Origin of the sequence: Lysobacter sp. K5869, from assembly GCF_018847975.1 — a bacterium.
Taxonomy (GTDB): domain Bacteria; phylum Pseudomonadota; class Gammaproteobacteria; order Xanthomonadales; family Xanthomonadaceae; genus Lysobacter.
In genome coordinates this window covers 795,841-820,997 of sequence record NZ_CP072597.1, presented here as the reverse complement: position 1 = coordinate 820,997, position 25,157 = coordinate 795,841, and the positions used below count along the sequence as shown (strand labels likewise).

Annotated in this window: 17 protein-coding genes and 1 tRNA gene; 12 read left to right on the top strand and 6 right to left on the bottom strand. The window is 66.3% G+C overall.

Features of this window, described 5'->3' with window-relative positions:
* Positions 1-5: 5 nt before the first annotated feature.
* Genes J5226_RS03485 through J5226_RS03460 form a run of 6 tightly spaced genes read left to right on the top strand, consistent with a single transcriptional unit; the run spans position 6 to position 5,636 of the window.
* Positions 6-1,709, top strand: a complete 1,704-nt coding sequence (locus tag J5226_RS03485) for a hypothetical protein (RefSeq protein WP_215838473.1) — start codon at positions 6-8, stop codon at positions 1,707-1,709.
* Positions 1,706-2,521, top strand: a complete 816-nt coding sequence (locus tag J5226_RS03480; RefSeq protein WP_215838472.1) for a phage BR0599 family protein — start codon at positions 1,706-1,708, stop codon at positions 2,519-2,521. Before J5226_RS03485 ends, J5226_RS03480 begins: the two co-directional genes overlap by 4 nt.
* A gap of 15 nt (positions 2,522-2,536) precedes the next feature.
* On the top strand, positions 2,537-2,773 hold the full coding sequence (locus J5226_RS03475) for a hypothetical protein (RefSeq protein WP_215838471.1): 237 nt from the start codon (positions 2,537-2,539) through the stop codon (positions 2,771-2,773).
* Positions 2,774-2,775: 2 nt separating this feature from the next.
* Positions 2,776-2,985, top strand: coding sequence for a hypothetical protein (locus J5226_RS03470; protein WP_255322981.1), 210 nt, complete (start codon positions 2,776-2,778; stop codon positions 2,983-2,985).
* Positions 2,978-5,191, top strand: a complete 2,214-nt coding sequence (locus J5226_RS03465; RefSeq protein WP_215838469.1) for a phage tail protein — start codon at positions 2,978-2,980, stop codon at positions 5,189-5,191. Before J5226_RS03470 ends, J5226_RS03465 begins: the two co-directional genes overlap by 8 nt.
* Position 5,192: 1 nt before the next feature.
* A complete protein-coding gene (locus J5226_RS03460; RefSeq protein ID WP_215838468.1) occupies positions 5,193-5,636 on the top strand; it encodes a hypothetical protein in 444 nt (147 codons plus the stop codon).
* A gap of 410 nt (positions 5,637-6,046) precedes the next feature.
* Here J5226_RS03460 and J5226_RS03455 read toward each other — a convergent pair whose 3' ends face one another.
* From J5226_RS03455 to J5226_RS03445, 3 genes are all read right to left on the bottom strand, one after another.
* Positions 6,047-6,472, bottom strand: a complete 426-nt coding sequence (locus J5226_RS03455) for a hypothetical protein (protein ID WP_215838467.1) — start codon at positions 6,470-6,472, stop codon at positions 6,047-6,049.
* Positions 6,473-6,474: 2 nt separating this feature from the next.
* Positions 6,475-11,244, bottom strand: coding sequence for an RHS repeat-associated core domain-containing protein (locus tag J5226_RS03450; protein WP_215838466.1), 4,770 nt, complete (start codon positions 11,242-11,244; stop codon positions 6,475-6,477).
* Positions 11,245-11,353: 109 nt separating this feature from the next.
* Positions 11,354-11,881, bottom strand: a complete 528-nt coding sequence (locus J5226_RS03445; protein WP_215838465.1) for a hypothetical protein — start codon at positions 11,879-11,881, stop codon at positions 11,354-11,356.
* Between the two features lie 237 nt (positions 11,882-12,118).
* On the opposite strand from J5226_RS03445, the gene J5226_RS03440 reads away from it, so the two are divergent.
* Positions 12,119-12,775 (top strand): response regulator transcription factor, encoded by a 657-nt coding sequence (locus J5226_RS03440; protein WP_215838464.1) that lies wholly within the window; start codon positions 12,119-12,121, stop codon positions 12,773-12,775.
* Between the two features lie 235 nt (positions 12,776-13,010).
* Here J5226_RS03440 and J5226_RS03435 read toward each other — a convergent pair whose 3' ends face one another.
* Together J5226_RS03435 and J5226_RS03430 are read right to left on the bottom strand one after the other, a co-directional pair.
* Positions 13,011-13,916 (bottom strand): restriction endonuclease, encoded by a 906-nt coding sequence (locus J5226_RS03435; RefSeq protein ID WP_215838463.1) that lies wholly within the window; start codon positions 13,914-13,916, stop codon positions 13,011-13,013.
* Between the two features lie 345 nt (positions 13,917-14,261).
* A tRNA-Arg gene (locus J5226_RS03430) sits at positions 14,262-14,338 on the bottom strand.
* Between the two features lie 309 nt (positions 14,339-14,647).
* Here J5226_RS03430 and ubiA point away from each other — a divergent pair.
* The 5 genes from ubiA (at position 14,648) to J5226_RS03405 (ending at position 23,550) form a co-directional block, all read left to right on the top strand.
* Positions 14,648-15,559, top strand: a complete 912-nt coding sequence (ubiA, locus tag J5226_RS03425; RefSeq protein WP_215838462.1) for a 4-hydroxybenzoate octaprenyltransferase — start codon at positions 14,648-14,650, stop codon at positions 15,557-15,559.
* Between the two features lie 176 nt (positions 15,560-15,735).
* The gene (locus tag J5226_RS03420) at positions 15,736-17,796 is read left to right on the top strand and encodes a CshA/CshB family fibrillar adhesin-related protein (protein WP_215838461.1); all 2,061 of its coding nucleotides are present in this window, start codon (positions 15,736-15,738) and stop codon (positions 17,794-17,796) included.
* Positions 17,797-18,009: 213 nt separating this feature from the next.
* A complete protein-coding gene (locus tag J5226_RS03415; RefSeq protein WP_215838460.1) occupies positions 18,010-18,510 on the top strand; it encodes a Rid family hydrolase in 501 nt (166 codons plus the stop codon).
* A 596-nt stretch (positions 18,511-19,106) separates the two neighbouring features.
* The gene (locus tag J5226_RS03410) at positions 19,107-20,546 is read left to right on the top strand and encodes a TIGR00366 family protein (protein ID WP_215838459.1); all 1,440 of its coding nucleotides are present in this window, start codon (positions 19,107-19,109) and stop codon (positions 20,544-20,546) included.
* 1,222 nt (positions 20,547-21,768) lie between these two features.
* On the top strand, positions 21,769-23,550 hold the full coding sequence (locus J5226_RS03405; protein WP_215838458.1) for a M64 family metallopeptidase: 1,782 nt from the start codon (positions 21,769-21,771) through the stop codon (positions 23,548-23,550).
* Between the two features lie 466 nt (positions 23,551-24,016).
* Here the strand turns inward: J5226_RS03405 and J5226_RS03400 are convergent, their stop codons facing one another.
* Complete coding sequence (locus J5226_RS03400) at positions 24,017-24,841, bottom strand: ComF family protein (RefSeq protein ID WP_255322980.1); 825 nt, start codon at positions 24,839-24,841, stop codon at positions 24,017-24,019.
* Positions 24,842-25,157 lie beyond the last annotated feature (316 nt).

Sequence of the window (25,157 nt, the reverse complement as noted above, 5' to 3'; positions counted from 1 at the left end):
ATCGTATGTGGCATGGCCTGTGGCCGCTGACCTTCAGCGGTCAGGGCGATTACTTCCGATCTCCGCCGTTCTGGGATGGCCGCGCGTCCGGGGCGCTCGGATCGGAGCCGACGTATGGGCAACGCACCGTAGTGCTGCCCCAGCACATCGGCGACCGACGCCGCGGCGTGATGCAGCCGCTGTTCGGCGACGATTTCTTCGACCGCATCCACGTCGAGCCGCGGGTGCTGAACCTCGGCAACGTCAGCAGCGTGCAGCGCCGGGCGGTGTGGGTCTGGAATGCGTTCCGCAGCCAGGCGCTGACGTTGACCGAAGCGACGCTGTCGGGCGGCGAGGGCATCGTCCTGACCGCGCCCGGCGCGCCGCCGCTGCCGTTCGCACCGCTGTCGGAGCGGACGTGGCAGGTCGCGGTCGGAACCGATGGCCCGCCGGTGATCGGCGCCACGCTGGCGTTCCGGTTTGACGGTTTCCCTGTGCAGCCGGTCGTCATCACCGGCCAGCGCATCGTCGCGTTCGCCTTTGTACCGGATTGGTCTCGCGGCGTGCTGGAGCGGCTGGCGTGGCGCACCGACATCCTGACCAGCCCGCTGCAGGTTGAGCAGCGGCGCGGCCTGCGCTCGACGCCGCGGCGCTCGTTCGAAGCGACGCTGACCGTGGACGGCCGCGAGCGGGTGTTGCTGGATCTGGCCGTGTTCGGCTGGGGCGGGCGCACGTGGGCGCTGCCGGTCTGGCCGGACGGGCAATGGCTAGGCGCCGAGTATGCGCTCGGCGTCCGTGTCCTGGCCTGCGATCCGGCCTATCGCGACTTCCGGCCGGGCGGTCTGGTGCTGCTACGCGGCCCGACCGCGTTCGACACCGAGGTCGCCGAGATCGAGTCGATCAGCGCCGACCGCATCGTCCTGCGGCATCCGACGACGCGGGCCTGGTCGCGCGGCACCCGCTTGTACCCCGTCCGGACCGCCCGCTTGGCCGAGGCGCCGAAGGTCACCCGCCTGACAGATCAGGCAGCCTCGGTCGCAATGCGCTTCGAGGTGGTCGAGCCCTGCGATTGGCCAGCGCTGTCGGATGCGCCGAGGTACCGCGGCCATCCGGTGCTGGCCGATCGCCCCGACGAGTCGGAATCGCTGTCGGCCGGTTGGCAGCGCGCGCTGCTGTCCTTGGACAACGAGTTCGGCGCCCCGTTCGTGCTGGACCCGGCGGACTGGGCGGCGGTGACGCAATCCCATACCTGGCGAATGCACGGCCGGGCGGAACGGGCGCGGGTTCGGTCCTGGCTATACGCCCTGCGAGGCCGCCAGCGTGCCGTGTGGCGGCCGACCCATGCCGACGACCTGACTTTGCTGGCTACCGTCGCCGGCACCGCGACAGCGGCGGACATCGCCAATGTCGGCCTGGCCCGGTTCGGCGGTCTGCGGCCCGGTCGCCGCGACCTTCGGATCGAGCTGCGCGACGGCCGCGCCTTCCATCGCCGCATCACCGCCGCGGTGAGCCTGGACGACGCCATTGACCGCATCACCTTCGACGCCGCGCTGGGTGCAGATGTCCGCGTGCGCGACGTGAAGCGGATCAGTTTCATGGCGTTGTCCCGCGCCGACAGCGACGAAACCGAGATCGAGCACCACACCGACAGCGACGGCGCCGCCGACGCGGCCATTGTGCTGCGGGCGGTGCGCGATCCTGACAGCAACGATGGACCCACCCCGGCATGAGCTTCGACCAATTCGAACGCTCGACCGCCGCGGGCAATCCGCGACGGCTGTACGAGTTCGTCCGCGGCGGCAAGCGTTGGCGATACACCGGCGGCGACCGCGACTTCCAACTCGATACGCAGACCTTCCGCGCCACCGCGATCAGCGACGACGGCATCCGCCAGTCCGGGCATGTCGCCAGCGACGTGTTGACGATTACAGCGCCGGGCGATTTCGAGGTTGCTCGCCTGTATCGCGGCCTGCCGCCGTCGACCGAGGTCGCGGTGTTCGTGCGCGACATCCACGAAGGCGATGCCGAGGCGCGCGTGTCCTGGGTGGGCCGCGTCGCCGGGGTCAATCGGCCAAAGCTGGAAGCCACCGAGGTCCGCTGCCAGTCGCTGGATGCCGCGCTCGGCCAGCCAGGGCTGCGGTTGGCGTGGACGCGCGGTTGCCCGCACACGCTCTACGACCGCAACTGCCGGGTCAACCCGGAGGCGCATCGGGTGCCGGCGCTGCTGGCGACGGTTGCCGGCAACGCAGTCACCGCGGGCGCATTCGGTCTGCTCCCGGATGGCTGGTTGGCCGGTGGCTTCCTGGCCTGGGATTTGGGCGAGGCCGGGATCGAGCGGCGCGGCATTCGCGCCCACATCGGCGAGCGGCTGATCTTGCTCGGCGCCGGCGACGGGCTGCGTGTCGGCCAAGCCGTCGTCGCCTATCCCGGCTGCGCGCGGACGATCGCGATCTGCCACAGCAAGTTCGCCAACGCGCCGAACTACGGCGGCGCCCCGGGGCTACCCGGTAAATCGCCTTTCGACGGCACGCCCGTCTTCTGAATTCGGAACATCTGCATGAACGTCTGGGTCCAGTTGGCGATCTGGCTGGTCAGCTATTTCGTCTCGGCGGCCGCACGGCCGAAACCGCCGCAGCCCAAGCCGGCCGCGTTCGGCGATTTCCAGTTCCCGCAGGCCACCGAGGGCACGCCGCAGGCGGTGATCTTCGGCGATGTCTGGATCTCGGACTGGATGGTGCTCGGCGTCGGCCAGTACCGCACACAGCCGATCAAGCAGAAGGGCGGCAAGAAGTGATCGTGACCTTGGAGCACCTGCGCCGCGCGCCGGGCTTCGGCGCGCGGCCGGGGTTCTGCGCCCAAGGTGGGCGCGAGTGGTTCGCCTACTACGGCTTGGACTGGAGTGCGTTTGTGCGCGACGGCATCGAGGCCGAAGTCATCGAGGCGACCGGCGATGCGCTGGGCCTGCACCTGGTCGCGTTCGCGCGCGCGGAGGCAGCGCGTGGGTAGCCGCAAGAAGCAGACGGTCGGCCACCGCTACCTGTTCGGATTGCACATGGGCCTCGCACGAGGGCCGGTGGACGAGATTGTCGAGATTCGAGTCGGCGACCGCGAGGCCTGGAAGGGCTCGATCATGAAGACTGGCCGAATCGCCATCAACAAGCCCGACCTGTTCGGCGGCGACAAGGGCGAGGGCGGGATCAAGGGCACGCTCGACGTGCTCATGGGCGAGGCCGACCAAGCGGTGTTGCCGGCCCTGTCCGCGCTGCATGGCACGCCGACACCTGCGTTCCGCGGCGCCACGACCCAGTACTTCGACGGTCAGATCGCGGCGAACAATCCGTACCCCAAGCCTTGGAAGTCGCGCGCGCGCCGCGCGCTGGTCGGTTGGGATGGTGCGCCCTGGTATCCCGAGAAGGCGGTGATCTGGCTCGCCAACGGCGCCATCCGGGCGATGAACCCAGCGCACATCTTGGTCGAGTGCCTGACGAACCGCGATTGGGGCCGCGGCCTGGATCGCGGATTGTTGGACGAGGCGAGCTACCGGCGCGCCGCCGACACGTTGCATGCCGAAGGCTTCGGCCTGTGCCTGCGTTGGGCACGGCAGACGTCGATCAGCGACTTCATGCAGGTCGTGATCGACCATATCGGTGCCGCGCAGTACACCGACCGCAGCACCGGCCGCTCGACGCTGCGCCTGCTGCGCGACGACTACCGCGTCGAAGACCTGCCGGTGTTCGACTACGAGTCCGGTCTGCTGGCGATCGAGGAGGACGAGGGCGGCGCGCAGGACGGCGCGGTCAATCAGGTCATCGTGACCTGGTACGACCCGATCAACGACGAGGAACGGCAGATCCGAGTGCAGGATCTGGCCGGCATCCAAGCCACTGGCGGCGTGGCCTCGACTACGACCGAGTACCGCGGTTTGCCGACCGCCGAGCTGGCGGCCCGAGTCGCCACGCGCGATCTCTCTATCGCTTGCTCGGCCTTGAAGCGGTTCAAGGTACGGCTGGATCGCCGCGGCGACGCTCTCGCGCCCGGCAGCGTGTTCTGCATCCGCGACCCGTTCCGCGAGATCGGCACCCTGGTGCTGCGCGCCGGGACGTTCGATGACGGCCGGCTCTCGGAAGGGGCGATCCTGGTCTCGGCGGTACAGGACGTGTTCGGTCTGCCTGCTACGAGCTATGTGCAGTCGCAGCCGCCGGTGTGGACGCCGCCGGACCGCAATCCCCAGCCGGCGCCGACGCGTCGATTGTTCGAGGCCGGCTATCGGGATCTGGCTACCACGCTAGATCCGGCCGCCTTGGCGGCGCTGCCGGCGGATGCCGGCCTGGTGCTGGCGCTGGGTGAGCAGCCCGGTGGCCTGGCGCTGAACTACATCCTGACGAGCCGGGTCGGGGGCGGCGCCTTTGTTGAGGCCGGAACCGGCGACTGGTGCCCGACCGCGGTCCTGGCCGGCGCGCTGTCGGCAACGACGACGGCCGCCCAACTGACGACCGGGCGCGCGCTGGATCAGGTGGTGGTTGGGACCGCGGCCTGGATCGAGGACGAGCTGGTCCGCGTGGTGGCGATCGATCCGCAGACGCAGACCGCGACGCTGGCGCGCGGTTGCGCGGACACCGTGCCTGTGCCGCATGCCGAGGGCGCCCGGATTTGGTTTTACGACGACTTTGCGGCGGCGGACCCCACGGACTACGCCGTCGGCGAAACCGTCGAGGCCAAGCTGCTAACCCGCACGTCCAGCGCGCAGCTGGACCCGGCGCTGGCGCCGGTGGACAGCGTCAGGCTGGCGCAGCGCCAAGCGCGGCCGTACCCGCCGGGTGATCTGAAACTGGCCGGCGCTCGCTATCCGGCTGCCGTGGACGGCGACCTGGTGGTGAGTTGGGCGCACCGCGACCGGCGCCTGCAGAGCGATCAACTGGTCGACCACGGGCAGGGATCGATCGGCCCGGAGGCGGGCACCGCCTACGTGCTGCGATTGCTGGACGCCATTGCCGGCACGGTCCTCGACAGCCCGGCGCCGATCACCGGCACCAGCTACGCCGCCACGCTCAAGGGCGTCTACCGCCTACGAGCCGAGATTGGCTCGACGCGCGACGGTCTGGCGAGCTGGCAGAAGGCCACGCACACCTTCGACTTCAAGAACGGCCTGCTGCGGTCGGAGGTCAGCGACGAGCTGGTCACCGAAGCCGGCGACTACCTGCTGATGGAATGATATGGCGAACCTGAAACTGTCCCAGCTGCCGGCGGCGAGCGCGCTGACCGGCGATGAAATCGTGCCGGTGGTGCAAGGGGGGCAGACCCGGCGAAGTACCGCCGCGGCGCTGGCCGATACGCGCAAGGGCGCGTGGGTAGCGCCGTCGCTCAACGCGCCGTGGACGAACTTCGGAGATGTGTTTGCTCCGGCAGGCTACCGAAAGGATGGGAACCGTGTGCAATTGCGGGGCGTGGTCAAGGGCGGGGCCGGCGGAACGGTGGTGTTCGTCCTGCCCGCAGCGTTTCGTCCATCCGCGCAGTTGATCATGACGACGCTGAGCGATGCAGGAGCGCCGACCCGAATCGATGTGCGAGCAAATGGAGAAGTATTCGTGGGGCTGCCGCCCAGTGCCCAGGTTGCATGGCTCACGCTGGGCAGCATTACCTACTGCACGGATCAATGAAAAAAGGCGGGGCTGCTCGGCCGCGCGCTGGCCGAGGATACCTGGGAGCAGGAGGTCGAGTCGTTCGGCCCCGTCGAGGTCCCGGTCGCACCGGGCGGACGAAGCGCGTACGTCCAGGCCGAGCCGGTAGCCGAGTCGAACGATTTGGCCGACTTCGCCATTGGCCTACAGGATGGACTGGCGAGGTTGGGACGTATGGGCATCAGCACTAGCCAAGTGGTCGGTGCGCTCGGCGATGCAAAAGGGGCGCTCGGTAGCCAGTCAGTTGCGGGCGCGTCGGCAATCGGCGTTGTAGCGAGCGCAAAAAGAAAGGCCCCGTTGCCGGGGCCCTTCAATTCAAGGTTTGTTGCAAAGGCCGCTCTCAAGGTCTCCGTCCAACGCCGTTAACATTAATTCGTTGCGTCGGTCGATTAGATTTTGGCTGCGCCTTGTGCGTTTTCATATTGTGCAATGAGTTCGAACAATGCCTCCTTGAGTAGGGGCGGTGGCTCCATGTCAAGCAAAGAGCTACGAACAATTTCGTACTCCTTGTCGTTCCTTATTGCGCCCTGCTGCAGAATCTTCCGAACCTTCTTGTTCTGCTTTAGCAAGAAGTACTCGCGTGTCATCCCGTGCTTTTTCAGCAAAGTTTCATCGATAAGCTTAAGCCGGTTTTTAGGCTCACCTTCGAACGCGATTGAAAGCTCTGTAGCAATCTCGACGATTGACTTCTTTCCGCTATTTTTAACAACGTTGTCGCGCAACATCGCCAAAATTTTCGAGTCTTCATCCTTGCTGGCCATATCCAGCAGGGTCAGACACCAATCGGCGATTTCCTCATACAGGCTTTTGCGCATTGTCATTTTCCAGTGTATGGAGCGATGTTTCCGAACCTGTAATTGGCCGCCTCATGATAAACGCGACCCGACGGATTGTCTTTGCGCACAGCTCGAATGTCGTTACCGACTTGTGGTGCGCCCACGCCACCCCACGAGTCGATCAGTTGCTGCTCTCGCCCACGGATCGCCGCATATCCGGTGACGCCAGAAGCTGCCTGGTCGAAGGTCACGAATTGATAGCCCATCAGGCGACGCTCATGATAGCGATATCGCGCTCGTGCAATTTGATCCGGAGTGCCGAATCCGCTCGTGCGCCCGAAGTACCATACGTTACCCTTTTGTAGAACGTAGGTTACGTAAACGCGTTGATCTTCTCGCTGGTTGTAAGCCCTAACGGCACTAGTTACACCTTGATGGAGCGCCCAACCCATTGTCAGCGGAGGTGGCACCGGGCCAGCCGGGCAATCCTTCTTCCCGCCAGCGGCTGCCCGCGCAGCCTGATTGAAGCCCCAGTTTCGTGCCAACGTTCCTTGAAGGCCTGATGGGTCGATGTCTTGAGCGGGATTATTGCTTACGTATGCATAGGTCGAAATACCGCCATCCAGGCCAACCGGATCGCTTTGAACATAGCGCCCAATAGCAGGATCATAGTCACGGAGGTAGTTGTAGATCAGTCCGCTGGCTGCATCGAGTCGCTGCCCCGGGAACCGCATGTTGAACACGAGCGCGGTGCCGTCCAGATCGGGGTCTTGGTTCGGCGGGCTGTTACCGAACGCCTCGCTCTTGGCATCCCAAGTCCAGACAGCGACATTGCGGGTCGGATCGATCACCGCACGTGGCGTGCCCAGGTGGTCCGGCTGCACATAGTGCAACTTCTGCGTGCCGCCGCTGCCCACGACTAACCCGACTGGTGCGTCGCCGAACCACACCGCCTGCTGCTTAGCGGCCCCCGTGCTGTCGTAATCGCCAATCCAGTTACCGTCTTCGTCGTACAGCGTGTACGTGTCGATCGTGCTGGTCGTGGCGCCGGTAGTCGCGACCCGCTCGCCGAAGGCGTTGTAGCGGTAGTTGGCCTTGATGACCCCGCTCTGCTTGAACTGACTCAGCCGGTCGTTGGCGTTGTAGACGAACTCCTTGGCAGTCCCGCCGATGCTGATGGTGCTGCCAACCGTATCGTAACCACGGGCGACGCCAGCTACGTCGGTGAGGCGATGCGTTCCGGCACTATTGTAACCGTAGGCCTTCAAGCCGCCGCCGTCAGTCAGGCTCTTGCGGTTGCCTGTCTTGTCGTAGGTGTAGGTCTCCAGCGGGTTGGATAGACCGTCCCGAGTGAAGGTCAGCCGGCCGAGCGTGTCGTAGTCGTACTTGGCCTGGACCGCGCTTTGTAAACCGTCCTTGAGTTCGGTCAGTTCGCCGACCGTGTTGTAGCCGTAGCTCAGCGACAAGCCACCGCTGGCGCTGTCCAGGATGGTTTTCGGACGGTAGTCCTGATCGTAAGTGCGGTTGAGCGCGCGGCCATTGCCGTAAGTCCAGCCGGTCACCGGGCCGAACGGCTCGTAGGTCGCGTTGTTCAACAGCACCGTGCGGGTGCCACCGTAGGGGCGAACACCGATCTCCTTGATCCGCGCCTGCGCATCGCGGACGTAATCGACCGTGGTGCTATCGGGATAGGTCACCGTGTATAGGTGGCCGGCGATGGTGTAGGCGTACTTCAGGGTGAAGCTCTTGCCCGCGACGATCTGCACTTTGCGCACGACTTGGCCGAAGCGGTCGTAGCAGTACTTCAGCTCATTGCCTTCGGTTCGGCTCGCGGTCAGGCGACCCAGCGCAAAGGTCTGGCCAGCCGTGCATTCGGCGTTGACGGTGTCGTAGTCGTACTCGACGTCGGCCGGGCCAGCCGCGGTGTAGAAGATAGCCTTCGGGCGGCCGAGCGCATCGTAGGTGTAGCGGTGCGCGACGACGTCGTTGGCATCCTTCTTGGTGGCCACCAAGCCTGCGGCGTTGTACGTGTAGTCGGTGATCCCGGTGTCGGGGCTGGTCAGCTTGGTGCGGTCGCCGAAACCGTTGTACGCGTACGTGGTGTTCAGGCCATTCGGATCGGTGACCTTCGCGATCTGGTCGAGCGCGGTGTACTCCAGCTTCGTTTCCGCCGCCAAGCCGCCCACATCCTGCAGGGTGCGGCTCAGGCGATTGAGCGGATCGTAGGACTGAAGGGTTTGCCGGCCCAGTGCATCCGTCGTCTGCTCGGGATTGCCGTTCTTGTCATAGGTGAACCCCGTGGCGTTCTGCGACGCGTCCTTCAGGGTCTGCAACTGGCTCAGGGCGTTGAACACACGCGACAGCGTCTTCTTGAGGGCGCCGCTGGCAGTCTTAATGTCCTCCTGCTTGATGTTGCCGGCCAGGTCGGGCGTGTAGTGGATCGTGTTGCCCGCGCTATCGGTGATGTCGGTCAGGCGCTGCGCGAGGTCGTAGGTGTAGCTGGTCGCGACGTTGCCAGGAAGGGTGACCTTTTTGACTAGGCCGGTCGGCCAGTGCTCGACGCGGGTGATGCGGTCGTCGGTTTCGATGGCGTTGTCTGCGCCGCGCACCTTCGTTGCGGTCAGCCAACCGCGCGACTGGTATTCGTAATCGGTCGTCACGCCATTGGCGTCGAGGACGGACACCGGCCGGCCCTGCGGGTCGTACCCGAGAACTTCCGTGGTGCGGCCGAGCGCGTCGATGGTCTTGCGCAGGTCGCCCTTGCGATAGGTGCAAAGCGACGGCGTGGTCGCACAGGCGCTGTCGTCGCTGCTGTAGTACTCGAACCGGGTCAGATCGCTCACGTCCGTGCGCGGGCCATCGACCGACTTCAACAGGCCCAAGATCGGGCAGGTGCTGCTGGCAGCGGCCACATCGGCGGCCTCGCAGTAGGCATACGTGGTGGTGCGAACCTCATTGGTGACGGTATCACGCACAGTCACGGTGACCGGTTGCAGGCGTGCATTGCGGGTGGTGCGGGTTTCCTGATTGCCGACAGCCGACCGGATCAGGCGATTGCTCGCTACATCGGTCGTCGAGGTGCTGATTCGCTGCTCAGGTTGGCCCACAGCCTCGGTCGTCGTCACGGTGCGAGCGAGCGCTCCGGTCACCGAGTCGTTGGCCTCGGCGTAGGCGTACTCGGTCTTGATGCCCTTGCGGTTGGTCACGCTAGCCGGACGACCGCGCAAGTCGCTGGCCTCGGTCTGGTACGTGCTGCTGACCGCGCCGCGCTCATCCACGATGTCGCTGAGACGACGGGGCAGTGCGCCTGCGTCGCTGGTCAGGCCATAGGTCGTTTTCTGCCCGAGCGAATCGGTCACGATGGTGCCGCCCTGCGGGCGGTACTCCAAGGTAATGCCGTCGGCGCCGCCCGCGTGCTGGCTGGAGATCACCCGCGCCTTGGCGTCGTACGCGAAGGTGCTGTAACGCTGGCTGTCCTCATGCGTCACCCCGGTCAGAAAGCGCGGGAAACGGCTGTCCTCATAGTGGTACTTGCGTTGCGTACCTCCGGGAAAGCTCACCGTTTCGACCTGTCGGCCCGGCGTATAGGTGTAGCTGGCGAGGGTCGCCCCATTGGCCGTTACCGAACTGATCGCCGCATCCGCGGCTTGACTGGCATAGACGAAGCGGAGCGACCGGCCCGTGGTATGCGTGACGGTATCCAGCTGACCGAGAGGCGTGTAGCTGAAGGTCAAGCCGGTGCCGTCTTCGTTGCGCTGCTCGATCCACTGGCCTTTGCCGTTGAACACGAGCACATCGCCGCCCCGATAGAGCCACCACTGACCACCCGAGGCGACGATACGATCGCCGCTGCTATCGGCGGCTAGGTACGCGTCGCCGACCTTGGTAAATCGGACCTGATAGCCGTTGCCGCCGCTGAGGCTCAGCGTGTTGCCCGAAACGACCAATCGCCGATCAAGCGAATGGGTCCAACCCGGGCCGAATCCGCCGGCTTGCGTGGTCACGCTTGAGTGATAGCTTCGGACGAGAGCGATCCAACCCAGGTCGATATCGGTTTGGTGCTCAATCTTGGCGCCGGTCTTGACGTTGCAAGGGTTGCCTTGCTCGGCATCGGCGGTGGCATCAGCGCCACATTCCTGGATCTTTCCAGGGCTGATGCTCGCGGTGAGGTCGCTCGCGCACGCTTGGCGCTCGATGGTCCACTGCATGAACATGTTCGGGCACTGCTGGTGCCGCGATCGCATGGCTTCATTTTCGTAAGCCGCAGGCTCACAAGGCGATCCCTCGGTATTCAATCCATCGAAATACTCGACCTTGTACGGGCGTAGCTCGATCTTTCCTGCGTGCGACGGCTGTTGGGTATACCAGGGCCCCAAGAACGTGACCTTGGCATTGGTAGTGCAGGCGCTGTACTGCGCGTTGAAACTGGCTTGGATGGTGGCGACCAGTTGCGCTTCGGTGGCGAGCGGGCTCTCTGCTTCGGCCGCGGTGTACTTCCAGTCAGGGTCTAGTGACGGCTTCAGCCCCATCCAATACACAATCGACAGCTTGCCGTCGGGCGCGACTTGCGCCTCTTTAATCGTGTCGATGAAGGGATGCGGGTTGGGAATTTGCGCATCCGGCGGGAACGGGCTGGGCAGTGACTTAATGGCAGCCGCAGCCTCGTCCTGCGTCACATAGCTTCCAGGCTGGGGCCCGGCCATGGAACTGACGGTCCACGTGGTCTGAGTTTCCTGCGCGCTGGCTGGTCCGCCGGTCAACACCGTGGACAGGCCGAGCAGGCACGCCAGTAGGGTGCTTGTTCGATGCATGCCTGGGGTGACGCTTCTAGGTCTTTGTCTGCACGTCCTTATGAACATGGTCAGGTTCCGGAGGAATTGGGGGAGGCGGTCTGATCTTTGAAGCGCTTACGAGAAGCTTTCACGATGCAACTCCTTTTGACGTGGTGATGCGCGACGCAGGGGGGAGCGGCCTGCATCGTTGGGAGGCGCCTAGCAAACTCGCGGCGACACGACGCCAGAGGGGCGGCCGGTCGAGAGGAAAAGACTGAGGGGCGAAGTAGGACGTTTCCATGTCAGTGCCGGACAAGGCCACGGGGTCCATGTGGCGGTTGGCTGCATCATTCTCCAGCCGAGTGTCGCTGGCAAGAATCTCGGGGTATGAGACCGCTCGTCGGGCTTCGAAAGGCAGGTCGTTCAGCGTGTTGTCGAGCTCTTTGTAACAGTTCTTACATTTGAGGTCGCCCAGCACATCGGCGACACGCACTCGTGTAGGCAAGCCGCTGTGCAAGTTGAAATGTCGAGCTTGCGCGCGTGCCGCCACTGCGGCGCTATCGCGACTCGTGAACGGAACAGGCTGGCGTATGCCGTCTACGTGCACATGCCAGTGCTTTGAATTCAGGTGAACAACATCGAAGTAGATGATCGACGAACTGTCAGCATCGTCCACCGCATGCTCCAGCGATCAGGGAGACGGAAAACGCTAACAAAAGCGAGGGCTGCGGCGCCGTAGGAAAGTTCTGATTTTGTTTGCGCGTTTGCCGCGCTTGTTTCGGCGTTCGTCTATCCATCTTTTGCGTTACGCCGAGATTCGACTCGGCGAAAAGCAAAAGTGAAATGATTGAGTTGATGACGCCGCAAGTGTGTTGGTTAAGTCCGTCCCCGGAACGCTATGCCGAGGACGGAAATGATTCGCTTGTTTGTGATCGACGATCATCCGCTAGTGCGCATCGGGATGAATTGGGTACTGGAGACGCAGAAGGATTTCCGCGTTGTGGGCGAAGCCGGTAACGGCAAGGAGGCGTTCGCCGCTATCGCACGCCGCCGCGTGGATGTGGTGCTATGCGACTTCCACTTGCCGGACATGGACGGTCTGGAAGTCACCCGCCGATTGCTGGTCGAGCACCCGGATCTGAAGGTGCTGATCGTCTCGGTGGTCGAGGGCGGCCCGGTGCCGCGCCGTCTGTTGGCGGCCGGCGCAATGGGCTACGTATCGAAGGCCCGCGACGGCAGCGCGGTCGTGCGCGCGGTGCGCGAGGTCGCCGCCGGCCGGCGCTATCTGGACGACGCGCTCGGCGCGCGGGTGCTGTTCGAGACTACGCCGTTCGACCAGCTCAGCCCGCGCCAGTTGGAGGTCGCGCTGCTCATGGTGCAGGGAAAACGCAACGCCGATATTGCGCTGGAGTTGGACCTGACGGAGTCCACTATCCGTACCGTGCGGGCGAAGGTGATGTTCAAGTTGGGCGTGCAGACCGATATCGCGCTGGCGCGGCTGGCGATGGACTGCGGGCTGATTCCGCCTGCCGGGGACGGTGGCGCGTTCCGTTTGGATCGCTCCAGGTGATACAAAGATCAGGTGCGAGGTTGGCGACCTGTTTCCATACATCGAGGATCTGAAGCCGTATGCCGACTGGCTGGAAGACTAGGGATCGTAAAGCGCTTGGTCCGAACTGGGTAAGTGATTCCAGCATTTGTCCCGCGAGTGGCGGCGGCGATACGAAGATCGTCGTCTATCCCCTTTGTGGTGCGTTTGAACCGAAATCGGTGGGCTCGGGACGGCGTAGTCCTCCGCGCTCACCTCAGGGGAATAGATTGCGCACGTGGACCATCGGATCGCCTGTCTCTGCTGCGCGGCGTACTTTGGCTCGAAGTACGTCGTCGAAGGGTAGGCGGCGGCGAAGCATCTCGTTCAGGTCGAAACCGTCGATACAGACAACGGGATTGCGCTTTCCGTACGCGATAAGCCCCTCGCTCGAGAAGCCAGAGTTGCTAATGAACACTCCACGTGCCCACGTGGCCTTGTTCTGAACCTTGCCAGTGAAAGCATAGAGATCTTGTGCGCCGACGGGTGCGTTTACCCATTTGGCCTCAAGCAGGTATGTCTCATGGTCGAGTCTGAAGCTGCCGTCGATCTGCTCCCCAACGATGCGAAAGCTAGCCCGCGGTGCCAACTCATAAACAGAGAAGAGCTCCGAGAGGAACTTCTCGAAGGCGTACCCGCGAGGATGAGGTGCTAGCGAGGCTAAATCGATATGCTGACGTTCGAGCTGCTGTAAAACAGCAACGGATACGGACTCAGCTTTAGGGGACGCCGGCGCTGACGGGTTTGCTTGGCGAGCCAATCCATCAAGAAATGCAGGGTCGCTGAGTTCAACCAGTTGAACGCCTAGTTTGGCTGTTAGCAGAACGACTTGGCTGACTTCCTCGCGCGTCAGAGGATTACTGCCTTTGCCGCGATACGACATCGACTGACCCACGATCGCCTCTAGAAGGGGAGCAATGCGGTCTCGTCTATTGACGAGAGTCCATTCCAGCATCCGTTCGATGCCAGGCCCTTTGCTGAAGCCCATTGGCCAGCTTTCAGGAATGCCCGCTTGTGCGGCGGCAATCGGAAATGACGTGGCCCTGTTCCCTGATGCCGGCAGGAAGTCGTACAGAAGCTTTCCCAGTTCGGCCACGGCCAGCTTCTCGATCAGAGTCAGCATGTCTTGCGCAGAGTCAGCGGAAGGAGGGAAGGATACTAATTCCTACTCTTGGCCCAATTCGTGAGTTCCGCACACGTTAGAACGTTTTTTTGGGCCCCACCTTTGGCATCAAACCGGTCTTTTTTGACCAACGCTAAGTTATTGAAAACAAAGGGGCGCGCGAGTTGGTCGTTGGACTAAAAAACCAACGACCTGAGAAAAGAGAGAGAAAAGTTGGGTTGATCTGCCCCATTTCGGTCGAAACCGCGCCGGCCTTGGTCCAACGCCAAAACGCGAAAACCGCCGAAAACAAGGCGTTTTCGGCGGCCGCTGCTCTCGGAATAGAGAGGTTCGAACAGGGGTGTTTGGCGCGCCTGGAGGGATTCGAACCCCCGACCAACGGCTTCGGAAGCCGCTACTCTATCCGGCTGAGCTACAGGCGCTTAGAGATCGCGCACGGCCGGTGGGCGGCGTGCGGCCGTGCATCATAACGGAATCCGGCGGTTTGGGTGAATCCGGCCGGCGGCGGGGGCCGAGGGCCGTCCGTACCGAGCCAAGCGGCCAGAACAGGCGCGCTATCCGGCCCGCGCACCCGCCGACCGGGCCGATCCGGCAAGTCCCGCGTCCGGCCCGTCCAGTCTGGCCCTCCCAATCAATCCGATCAGGGGCGAGCCCCTTCCGGCAATTCCGGCACGCTCCACCCGCCGCTCACGCGCGGGCGCCCCAGTGCCGACGCGTTACCCTATACCGCTATGGACCACGCTCAATCCCACCTGCCCGCGCCCGATTGGCGGCGGCGTCTGTCGCTGTACTGGAAGCTGACCCGCGGCGACCGCCCGATCGGGTGGCTGCTGCTGTTATGGCCGACGTGGTGGGGGCTGTGGATCGCGGCCGGCGGGGTGCCGCCGCTGTGGACCTTGTTCGTGTTCTCGGCCGGGGTCTGGCTGACCCGCGCGGCGGGCTGCGTGATCAACGATTACGCCGACCGCTGGCTGGATCCGCATGTGGAGCGCACCAAGCACCGTCCGCTCGCGACCGGCGAGTTGCGCGGGCGCGAGGCCTTGGCGGTGTTCGCGGCGTTGATGCTGGTCGCGTTCGCGCTGGTGGCGACGATGAACCGGTTGACGATATTGATGAGCGTGGTCGGCGTGGTGCTGGCGGCGAGTTATCCCTACCTCAAGCGCTACACCCATTTGCCGCAGGTGTATCTGGGCATGGCGTTCGGCTGGGGCATTCCGATGGCGTTCGCGGCGGTGCGCGGCGAGGTTCCGGCGGTGGCGTGGTTGTTGTACGTGGCCAATATCTTGTGGTCGACCGCGTACGACACGTGGTACGCGATGGTCGATCGCGAAGACGATCTGAGGATGGGGTCCAAATCCACCGCGATCTTGTTCGGCGATTTGGATCTGATCGCCATCGGCGTGCTTTACGCGTTGATGTTCGCGGCCTTGGCTTTGGCCGGGCAGCGCGCGGATTTGGGGGTGTGGTACTACGCCGGCCTGATCGCGGCGATCGCGTTGGTGGCGTACGAATTCGTCATCGCGCGCGGCCGCGAGCGCGAGCGGTGTTTCCGCGCGTTCCTGCACAACCATTGGGTGGGGCTGACGATCTTCGCCGGTCTGGCCGTGGACTACGTCGTGCGCGGCGCGCACGCGGCAAGCTGAACGATGTTCAGTTAAGCGGTTCAGCGCATTTCAAGCGATGAAGACGCATTTCAAATGGCGTTGACGCGCCGATAGGCAAACTGAGGCCACGCCGAAGCGGGGGATCAGCGTAACGCGTTCTTCCGCGCGCGCGGCCCGGCCGCCCGGCGTTGCCCGTCGCCGTTTGGAAGTCCCGCATGACCTCGTCCCGTTCCGCGCGCCGCCGGCGCGCTTCGCTCGCGAGCGCGTTCGCGAGCCTGTTCGCGAATCCCGCTGTCGCCGTCGCCGGTCTGGCCGCGCTGATGCTGCCGCTGGCCGCGCAAGCGCAGTTCGCCACCGGCGGCGCGGGCCGCTTCAAGCAGAACATCTATTGGTTCGATTGGGGCACCGCGCCCAACACGATCCCGCAGGCCGGCACCAGCGTGACCAACGTGATTCCGCTGTCGGGACAAGAGCTGCGCGTGACTTGCTCGCTGAGCAACATCAGCGGCGGCGCCGCGCCGTCGCTGCGCATCTACCGGCCGGGCGACTGGACCGGCGACGGCCTGGACGATCTGTACAACATCGGCGGCACCGGCACCGCCAATACGATGGACATCGGCCTGCGCAACAACGCCAACGGCACCACGGTCAATTTCGATTTCAGCTGCTCGGCCACGCTCGGCCCGCCGGGTCAGCCCAATCCGCCGGCGTATCAACTCGAAGGCCTGGTGGTGGCCGATGCCGAGCAATCCTCGGGCGCGGAATATCTGCAAGCCATGATCGCCGCCAACAACGCCGGCCAGCCGACCGTGTGGCGGGTCATCGACCGCTTCCGTTCCTCCGATTGCGCGAACGGCACCCCGGCGTTGCTGACCGAAACCGGTGCGACCCGCACCTTGCGCTTCGGCGCGGCGCCGTTCTGCTCGTCCGGTCCGATGGGCGTGGGTTTCATGGAGAACGCGACCAGCGCCAGCGTGCAGTTCCGCGGCGGCGGCGGTTCGGCGGTGGCCTTGGGCGTGGTCGTGGTCGACACCACCGATCACGGCGACGCGCCGGCCAGTTACGGCGATGCCGTGCATCTGGCCCAGTTCACCTGGAGCGGCGGCACGTTGACGCCGGGCGCGACCACCGACATCCACGCCAGTTCCTTCGCCTTGGCCAATCTGGTGCCGCCGAGCACGCGCCTGGGCACGTTGCTGGATTCCGAATCGGTCGCGCAGTACTCGCCCAACGCCGACGGCGACGACGTGCTCGATAGCGACGACGAAGACGCGTTCGCCACGCCTTTGGGCACGATCGCCGCGTTGCCCGGCCGCACCTACACCTCGCCGGCGATCGCTTGCACCGGGCCGGGCACGGTGCGCGGCTGGATCGACTTCAACCGCGACGGCGATTTCAACGATCCGGGCGAGGTATCGAGCAACAGCCCGACCTGCAGCGGCACCACCACGGTCGCGCTCAACTGGACCGTGCCGGCCGGCGTGCAGACCGGGCGCAGCTATATGCGTCTGCGCATCGCCAGCAACGCCGCGCAGATCGCCACGCCGACCGGTTCGGCCAACGACGGCGAAGTCGAGGACCACGTGCTGACGCTGGCCGACGCGCGCATCACCTTGAACAAGGATGTCGCCGCGCGCGCGGCCGCGGCCGATCAGTTCGCCGTGAGCCTGCTGCAGGGCGCGAACGTTCTCGGCAGCGCCGCCACCAGCGGCGCGGGCACCAGCGCCAGCACCGGTGCGCTGCTGCTGGCGTCGGGCACCGGCTACGCCTTGCGCGATGCGCTCAGCGCCGGTTCGACGCCGTTCGCGCGTTACCAGAAGAGCATCGCCTGCGTCGCCAACGCCGGCAGCACCGGCGCGGTACCGGCGCCGGCCGGGCCGAGCGGGACCGGCCCGGTCGATTGGACGTTGACGCCGAACGCGGGCAACGACTTGACTTGCACCATCACCAATCGCGCCGCATTGACCGGCCTGCGCATCAGCAAGACCGACAACCAAACCACTTACACCCCGGGCGTGGACCGCGAGTACACCCTCACGGTGAACAACGACGGTGGCGACGCGGCCATCGGCGCGCAGGTCAGCGACACCTTGCCGGCCGGCGCGACCTTGTCGGCGCCGTGGCGCTGCACCGCGAGCGCGGGTTCGGCCTGCGGCGCCGCCAGCGGCGGCGCGGCGGGCGGCAACAGCGTGTCGTTGACGGTGGATCTGGTCGCCGGCGGCAGCGCGACGATCGTGGTGCCGGTGCGCTACAGCGCCGATCCCGGCGACTACTGAGGTTTCCCGCGCGCGGTCGTCGCGGCGGCGCGAGTCGGTGGCGGAGCCGCGTATGTGTGTGCGCGGTCGCGGCATTCGCGCCGCGCTAGGCGAACTTTCGCCGGCATTCGCGAGCTCGCGAACTCTGCACAACGCAATCGTGATCCAGGGCAATGACGCCGCCGCGGCCGCGATGCGCAAATGGCGGTCGATCCCGCCGCGCGGAGCGCCGCCATGCTGAAACCGTTGCTGTCGTTGTCCTTATCGCTCGCCTGCTGCGGCGCGATCGCCGCGCCCGGCGAGGCGCCGACCCGCGAGCATTTCGCCCCGCCGGGCTGGGAAAGCTCCTACCGCGACCTGCATTACTCGCCGGTGGTGCGCATCGGCGACCGCGTCATCGTCTCCGGCATCCCCGCCCTCGACGGCGCCGACGACGAAGCCAAGGCGCGCGCGCTGTTCGTCGAACTGCGCGCGCATCTGCGCAGCGCCGGCGCCGACCTGGACGACGTGATCGAGCTGCAGAGCTTCCACGTCGCCCGCGACCAGGCCGAATTCCGTCGGCGGATCGAACCGGTGCTGAAAGTGCATCGCGAATTCTTCAAGGATCACTACCCCGCGTGGACGGCGGTGGCCGTGAGCGGCCTGTACTCCAAGGACGCGACCTTCGAACTGCGGGCCGAAGCGGTGATCGGCTCCGGCAAGGCGCCGCGCGTGAACATCGGCGCCAAGGACTGACGCGAACCTCTGGCCTACCCGTAGGAGCGGCGTAAGCCGCGACCGCGCCACCGCGCTCGCGACGCCCGCACGACGTCGGAGCGCCCCTGCCGCCCGAAGCCCGCGCCCCACGGCGCCCAACTCCGACGAATCCGCCGACAGCTACCTGTAGGAGCGACGCAAGTCGCGACCGCGTCACCGCGCTTGCGACGCCTGCACGACGTCGGAGCGCCCCTGCCGCCCGAAACCCGCGCCCCACGGCGCCCAACACCGACGAATCCGCCGACAGCCACCTGTAGGAGCGGCGCAAGCCGCGACCGCGCCACCACACTTGCGGCGCCTGCGCGATGTCGCGAACAGCCCCGGAACGAAGATCGCGCCAGCGACACGCGAATCTCCACCCCAACGAATTCGCCGAAAACTCCCTGTAGGAGCGGCGTAAGCCGCGACCCGCGACCTCCCGTCTGCGGCGCAAACGCAGTGCCGCGGTCGCGGCTCACGCCGCTCCTACAAGAGCCTCCCCGGAAGACCGCCACACGCCTTTGCGACTAAAGTCCAAGTGGCCCGCGCACCCCCGGCTCGGACAATCCCCAAGCCTCCGCAGGACTACTCACGCCATGACCCCAGCCGCTCCCGCCGCCGACGGCCCGCTCGCCCGTTTCGCCCTGCGCAGCGCCGCCTGGGCCGAACGCTGGTTCCCCGACGCCTACGTGTTCGCTGCGCTCGGCGTGGTCGTCGTCGCCTTCGCCGCATTGGCCTTCGGCGCCACGCCCACCGCCACCGCGGCGGCGTTCGGCGACGGCTACTGGAGCCTGATCCCGTTCACCATGCAAATGGCCTTCGTGGTCATCGGCGGCTACGTCGTCGCCACCGCGCCGGCCGTGGCGCGGCTGATCGACGCGCTGGCGCGCTTCCCGCGCACCGGCCGCGGCGCGATCTGCTACGTCGCCCTGGTCAGCATGCTGACCTCGCTGCTGAGCTGGGGCTTCTCGCTGGTGTTCGGCGGCTTGCTGGTGCGCGCGCTGGCGCGGCGCGACGACTTGGACATGGACTACCGCGCCGCCGGCGCCGCGGCCTATCTCGGCCTCGGCGCGGTGTGGGCGATGGGCCTGAGCTCCTCGGCCGCGCAATTGCAGGCCAATCCGGCGAGCATGCCGCCCGCGTTGCTGGCGATCACCGGCGTGATTCCCTTCAGCGAAACCATCTTCCTGTGGCAGTCGATCGCGCTGACCGCCGCGTTGATCGCGGTGTCGCTGCTGGTGTGCTTCGTCACCGCGCCGCGCGGCGCCTCGGTGCGGCGCGCGCGCGAGTTCGACGGCGCCGACCGTCTCGCCGCCGACGAAAAACACGCCGCCGCGTTGCCGCCGCGCACGCGCCCCGGCGAGTGGCTCGAATACAGCCCGCTGATCACCGTGCTGCTCGCGTCGATGAGCGTGGGCTGGCTGATCTACGAATTCGCGCAGAAACCGCTGGTGACCGCGATCGCCAACCTCAACACCTACAATTTCCTGTTTCTCACCGCCGGCCTGCTGCTGCACTGGCGCCCGCGCAGCTTCCTCAACGCGGTCGCGCGCGCGGTGCCGAGCACCGGCGGCGTGTTGATCCAGTTTCCGCTCTACGGCGGCATCGCCAGCCTGCTGACCGCGGCCAAGGGCGCCGACGGCGAGACCTTGGCGCATCACCTTTCCAGCGTGTTCGTGCGCATCGCCAGCACCGAGACTTTCACCTTGGTCATGGGCGTGTACTCGGCGGTGCTCGGTTTCTTCGTGCCCTCCGGCGGCGGCAAGTGGATCATCGAAGCGCCGTACGTGATGCAGGCCGCCAACGATCTGCAGGTGCACCTGGGCTGGGCGGTTCAGGTCTACAACGCGGCCGAAGCGCTGCCGAACCTGATCAACCCGTTCTGGATGCTGCCGCTGTTGGGCGTGCTGGGCCTGAAGGCGCGCGACATCGTCGGCTTCACTTTCCTGCAGCTGCTGGTGCACGTGCCGCTGGTGCTCGGCCTGCTGTGGCTGCTCGGTCTGACCCTGACCTACCACCCGCCGGTGATGCCGTAAGCGCATCGCAGCGCTGAGCGCAAGCGGAAAAATCCTACCCCGACGCGCGCCGACGGCCGACTGACGCGGCCGGCCGCGGCGCGCGATTCTGTGCGCCGTGGAGACGCCGCGCAGGTCGCGCGGCGAGAGCGGACAAGGAGGCCGCGACGCTCCACGTCCGCGTTCCCGCCGAGGCATTCGGGCCGCGTCGATCGGTGCGGATTCTCAATGTGAGAGAACCGCAACGGCGACAATAGCGGCACGCGGCAAGGAACGGATTCCAACCCGTCAGCGACGCCCAAGGAGGGGCGGATAAGGGGCCAGGGACGCGCATCGCAAGCGGCAAGCATCCTCGTCGGTGGAGAACTTGCGATGCCGGGCCCCGAGCACGGCAGGGAACGTCGGCCGAACGAACCCGCCCGATTCGATCAGGCGCGCCAGGAGGCGCGGCGCAGGGAGCACCGCCAGGGACGGCGGGCGATCGGGATCGGGGATGCGCCAGGACGGCGCGCGTGGCGGCAGGGATGCCGCCATCGGGTGGGGGCCAAGGGGGCGGGCTTCGCGCAGGACGCGCGAGCCCGCGACGCGCGAGAGGTGCGCCCGCGCGAGGGGAGAGGAACTTCAGTCCCGACGCTTTCGGCTCCGAGCGGGTCGAAGCCGCGTCGCGGCCGATTGAAGGCGTCGGGCCTGAAGGTCTTTTCTCAGGGATGAGGGCGGTGTCGTCGCGGGTCGGGCTGGGCGATGTCGATATGCGGCGGAGGCTGCGCGAGCGTTGCGTGGATTGCGCGGCGCCGACTGCGGCGACGGGCGGAAAGGCCGCTCCATCGCAGCGGCCTCCGCACAGATGTCGGAGAACGCCGGGCCGCTACGGCTCGTATCGCGGCGTCGCGACTGCGGCGACAGATGAATCTGGCTCCTGGCCGAAGCGGCATCCATACAAATCGCAAACCCGCGATAGAACTGGCCTCGTTCGGCCGCTCGTCCGCGCCGCGCCTTGCGCATCCCGGGTTGCGTTTCCGCTATCGCGCATCACAAAAATGGCTGAAACCCGCCGCCGGATACTGTGACCGCGCCGACGCTCGGCGCGCTGGCCTAGGAGTAGCGTGCCGATGTCGCCGGGCGCGCGCGGACCTTTCGAGCCGCACCGCCGCGGCGCCGACGTTTCGATCCGATATCGACGTGGCCGCTTCCTCCCGCGGCCGGCGCCGATGCGCATCCGTCCGCCGCTCGCAGGGGAATCGCCATGAGACTGTCCACGTTGCTGTGCGCCGCCGCGTTGTCGCTGGCGGCGACTTGCGTCCACGCCGCCGTGCCCGCGCATTACGTCGTGTTCGAGATGGACGCGCAGGGACGCGCCGAACCGGTGTTCTACACCCAGGTGCAGTTGAACGATCCGCAGCGCGATGCGCGCGGCCAGCGATCGGCCGAACGCGGAGTGGAGCGGGTCGAGTATCGCGTCTCGCGCAACGGCGCCAAGAGCGCGCAGGTGTTCGAGGCGCAGGTGCCGCAGTTCCTGCGCGCCGAATTCGCCGCCGATCCCGAGCACGGCGACGGCCGCATCGAACTGCATCGGCCGGTGCGCGATCCGCACCGCGCGTTCGTGGTGCGGGTGCCGCTGGAAACGGCCGATGCGATCGAGTTCGGCGGTGCCGGCGCTGGCGTCGGCGCGGCCAAGGCGGCACAGCGCTTCGATCTGCGCGAGCTGGCGATCCGCGCTTCGCAATTGCCGTTGGCCGCGAGCGCCCGCGGCGCGATGCCGCTGGCGGCGCCGTTGTCGGGCGATGCGCAAGCCAGCGCCGCCAAGGCCGCCAATTCGGGCAACCGTCTCGACATCCTCGTGCTCGGCGACGGCTACACCAGCGCCGAGCAGACGACTTTCGCCAATCACGCCGCGGCGCTGAAGACGGCGTTGTTCAACGTCAGCCCGTACAAGGACTACCAGAACTTCGTGAACTGGCAGACCGGTTTCGTCGCTTCGAGCCAGTCCGGCGCCGACCATCCGCCGTATCAGGCCGGCTGCACCGGCACCAGCTGCTGCGCCGACACCGCGGCGCGCACCGATCCGCGCGCGGGCATCTTCGTCAACACCGCGCTGGACGCGACGTTCTGCACCAGCCAGATCCATCGTCTGCTGACCACGCGCTCGTCCAAGGTGATGGCCGCCGCGGCCGGGTTCCCGGATTGGGACAAGATCCTGGTGACGGTGAACGACCCGGTCTACGGCGGCGCCGGCGGTTCCTACGCGACGATCTCGGCGCACACCAGCGCGTCCCTGATCGCCATCCATGAGTTCGGCCACAGCTTCCACGGCCTCGCCGACGAATACGATTCGCCGTATCCGGGCTTCCCGGCCTGCAGCGACCTCGGCGGCAGCGCGCCGTGCGAGGCCAACGTCACCAACCAGACCAATGCCAGCCTGGTGAAGTGGCGCAGCTGGTTCACCCCCGGCCTGCCGATCCCGACGCCGGCCGGCACCAGCGGCACCGGCTTGTTCCAGGGCGCGCGCTACCTCAGCAGCGGCATGTATCGCCCGGTCGACAACACCTGCCTGATGCGCGCGCTGGGCACTTCGTTCTGCCCGGTGTGCCGGCAGGAATACGTGCTCAAGCTCTATCGCGGCGGCTTCGGTTCGCCCGCGGCCGGCATCGATCTGATCGAACCCGGCACCGAAGCGCCGTCGCCGGCGACCGCGGTGAGCTACGCGCGCGGCACCACCAAGCGCTTCTCCGCGACCGTGCTGAAGCCGAGCATCGGCGCGGTCGGGATGCAGTGGTACCTCGACGGCGTGGCGATCTCCGGCGCGACCGCGGCCAGCTACGACTTCCGCCAGGACACCGCGACGCCGGCCACGCGCACCCTGGAACTGCGCGTCGTCGATCAGACGGCATTCGTGAAGGCGGCGATGGCGGGGAATCTGTTGCGGCACTCGCGCACGTGGACGATTCGGGTCGCGGCGGCGAAGGGCGCTGCGGCTTCGACGGGCTCGCTTGCGGTTGCGGTCGAGCGAGCCGTGGATGCGCGTTGAGCCGGTGCGGGATCGGCGGGTTCGCGGGTGGCCGTAAGGGTTCGGGTTGCCGCAAGCGGCTTGGGCCGTCGCAAGAAAATCAGCGTCATGGTGAATCCGACGTACGAGGAACGCGACGTTGTGAGGGTTTCGGCCTGGTGAGGGACTCGACGCTGTGAGGGTCCCGATGCTGCGAGGGATCCGACGTTGCGAGGGATCCGACGTTGCGAGGTGCCCGACGTTGCGAGGTGCCCGACGTTGCGAGGTGCCCGACGTTGCGAGGTGCCCGACGTTGAATCGGCGCGTCTGCGCGCCGATTCAACTTGGTTATACGGTCAGGAGAAAACGACAACGCGAACGTCGCGGCGATTCTCCAAGCCGTCATCCCCGCGAAAGCGGGGGCCAAAGACTTCAGCGTTGTATTGCATGGATTGGCGCGCTACCGCGAAAGAGCGGCAGTCATCGGTTCCGACGAGCGCAGGACCGACTACAGCGTCCGCGCGCAAACCCAAGCATCGACCCGCTGCGCACCCGCACGTCGCAGCGCCTGCGCGGCGGCATGCAGCGTCGCGCCCGTGGTCATGACGTCGTCGATCAGGATCGCGTGCATCGGCGGCGGTGCGGTCGCGTTCCAGGCGAAAGCGTCGCGCAGGTTGCGCCGGCGTTGCGTAGCGTCGAGGCGCGATTGAGGCGGGGTGTCGCGGGCGCGATGCAGGCCGTTGGCGCGCAAGGGCAGGTCGAGGCGGCGCGATAGCGGACGCGCCAGTTCCAAGGCTTGGTCGTAGCCGCGTTGGCGCAGACGGGTGTGGTGCAAGGGCACAGGAATCAGTACCGCTGTGGCGCGTGAAGACGCAGGAGGTGCCACACGCGCGCAATCGCGCCGAACGGGGTCGACGTTCATTGCCGGTAGGCCGATGTCGCTCGGAGGGAGCGTGGCGAGTTCGAGCTGTCGAGAGGCTTCGTCGCAACCGCAGTCATCGCGGCCGCCACATTCGCCGCGGTCGCTGCAGCCGAGGACACCCTCACCGCACCCGCCCGCATCCGCGACGATGCGCGCGGCCACCGGCGCGAACGCCGCGGCCATGGTCGTCGCCAGCAAGCGCCCGGCGGCGAGATCGCGGTGGAATTTGAAGCGCGGCAGCAAGCGGTCGAGCGGCGCGCGATAGAGACTGGCCGCGCGCACTTCGTTCAACGGCGAGGCGCGGGCGCGGCAGGCGCCGCAGCGCTCGGGCGCCGCTTCGACGATCAGCGCCGAGTCCGTCGCCGCGTCCTCGTCGCTTGCCGAACGAGGGCGGTCGCCGATCAGCGGCATCGCGCATCCCAGGCAACTTCGTCCGGCGCGCGGCCAATGCGTCCAACACGCCGCGCACAAGTCGCAGCCGGGCAGTCCGGGTTCGCTGCAGATCAGGCAGCGCGCGGGCCATAGCGCCCAGCCCAGGCGCGGCCAGAAACCGGTGGCGGTGGGCGGGAGGGGAAGGGCGGCGGGCATGCGGCCAGTGTCGGCGCGGGAGCCGGACGTCGCCGTAGGCACGGGACGGCGCGGCGGGTCGGAAAAGCGGCCGACGGGAGATGAGGAGTTTCCCGTTCTCAGGCGTTGGATGGGCCGGCAACTACTTTCGCGCACCCGG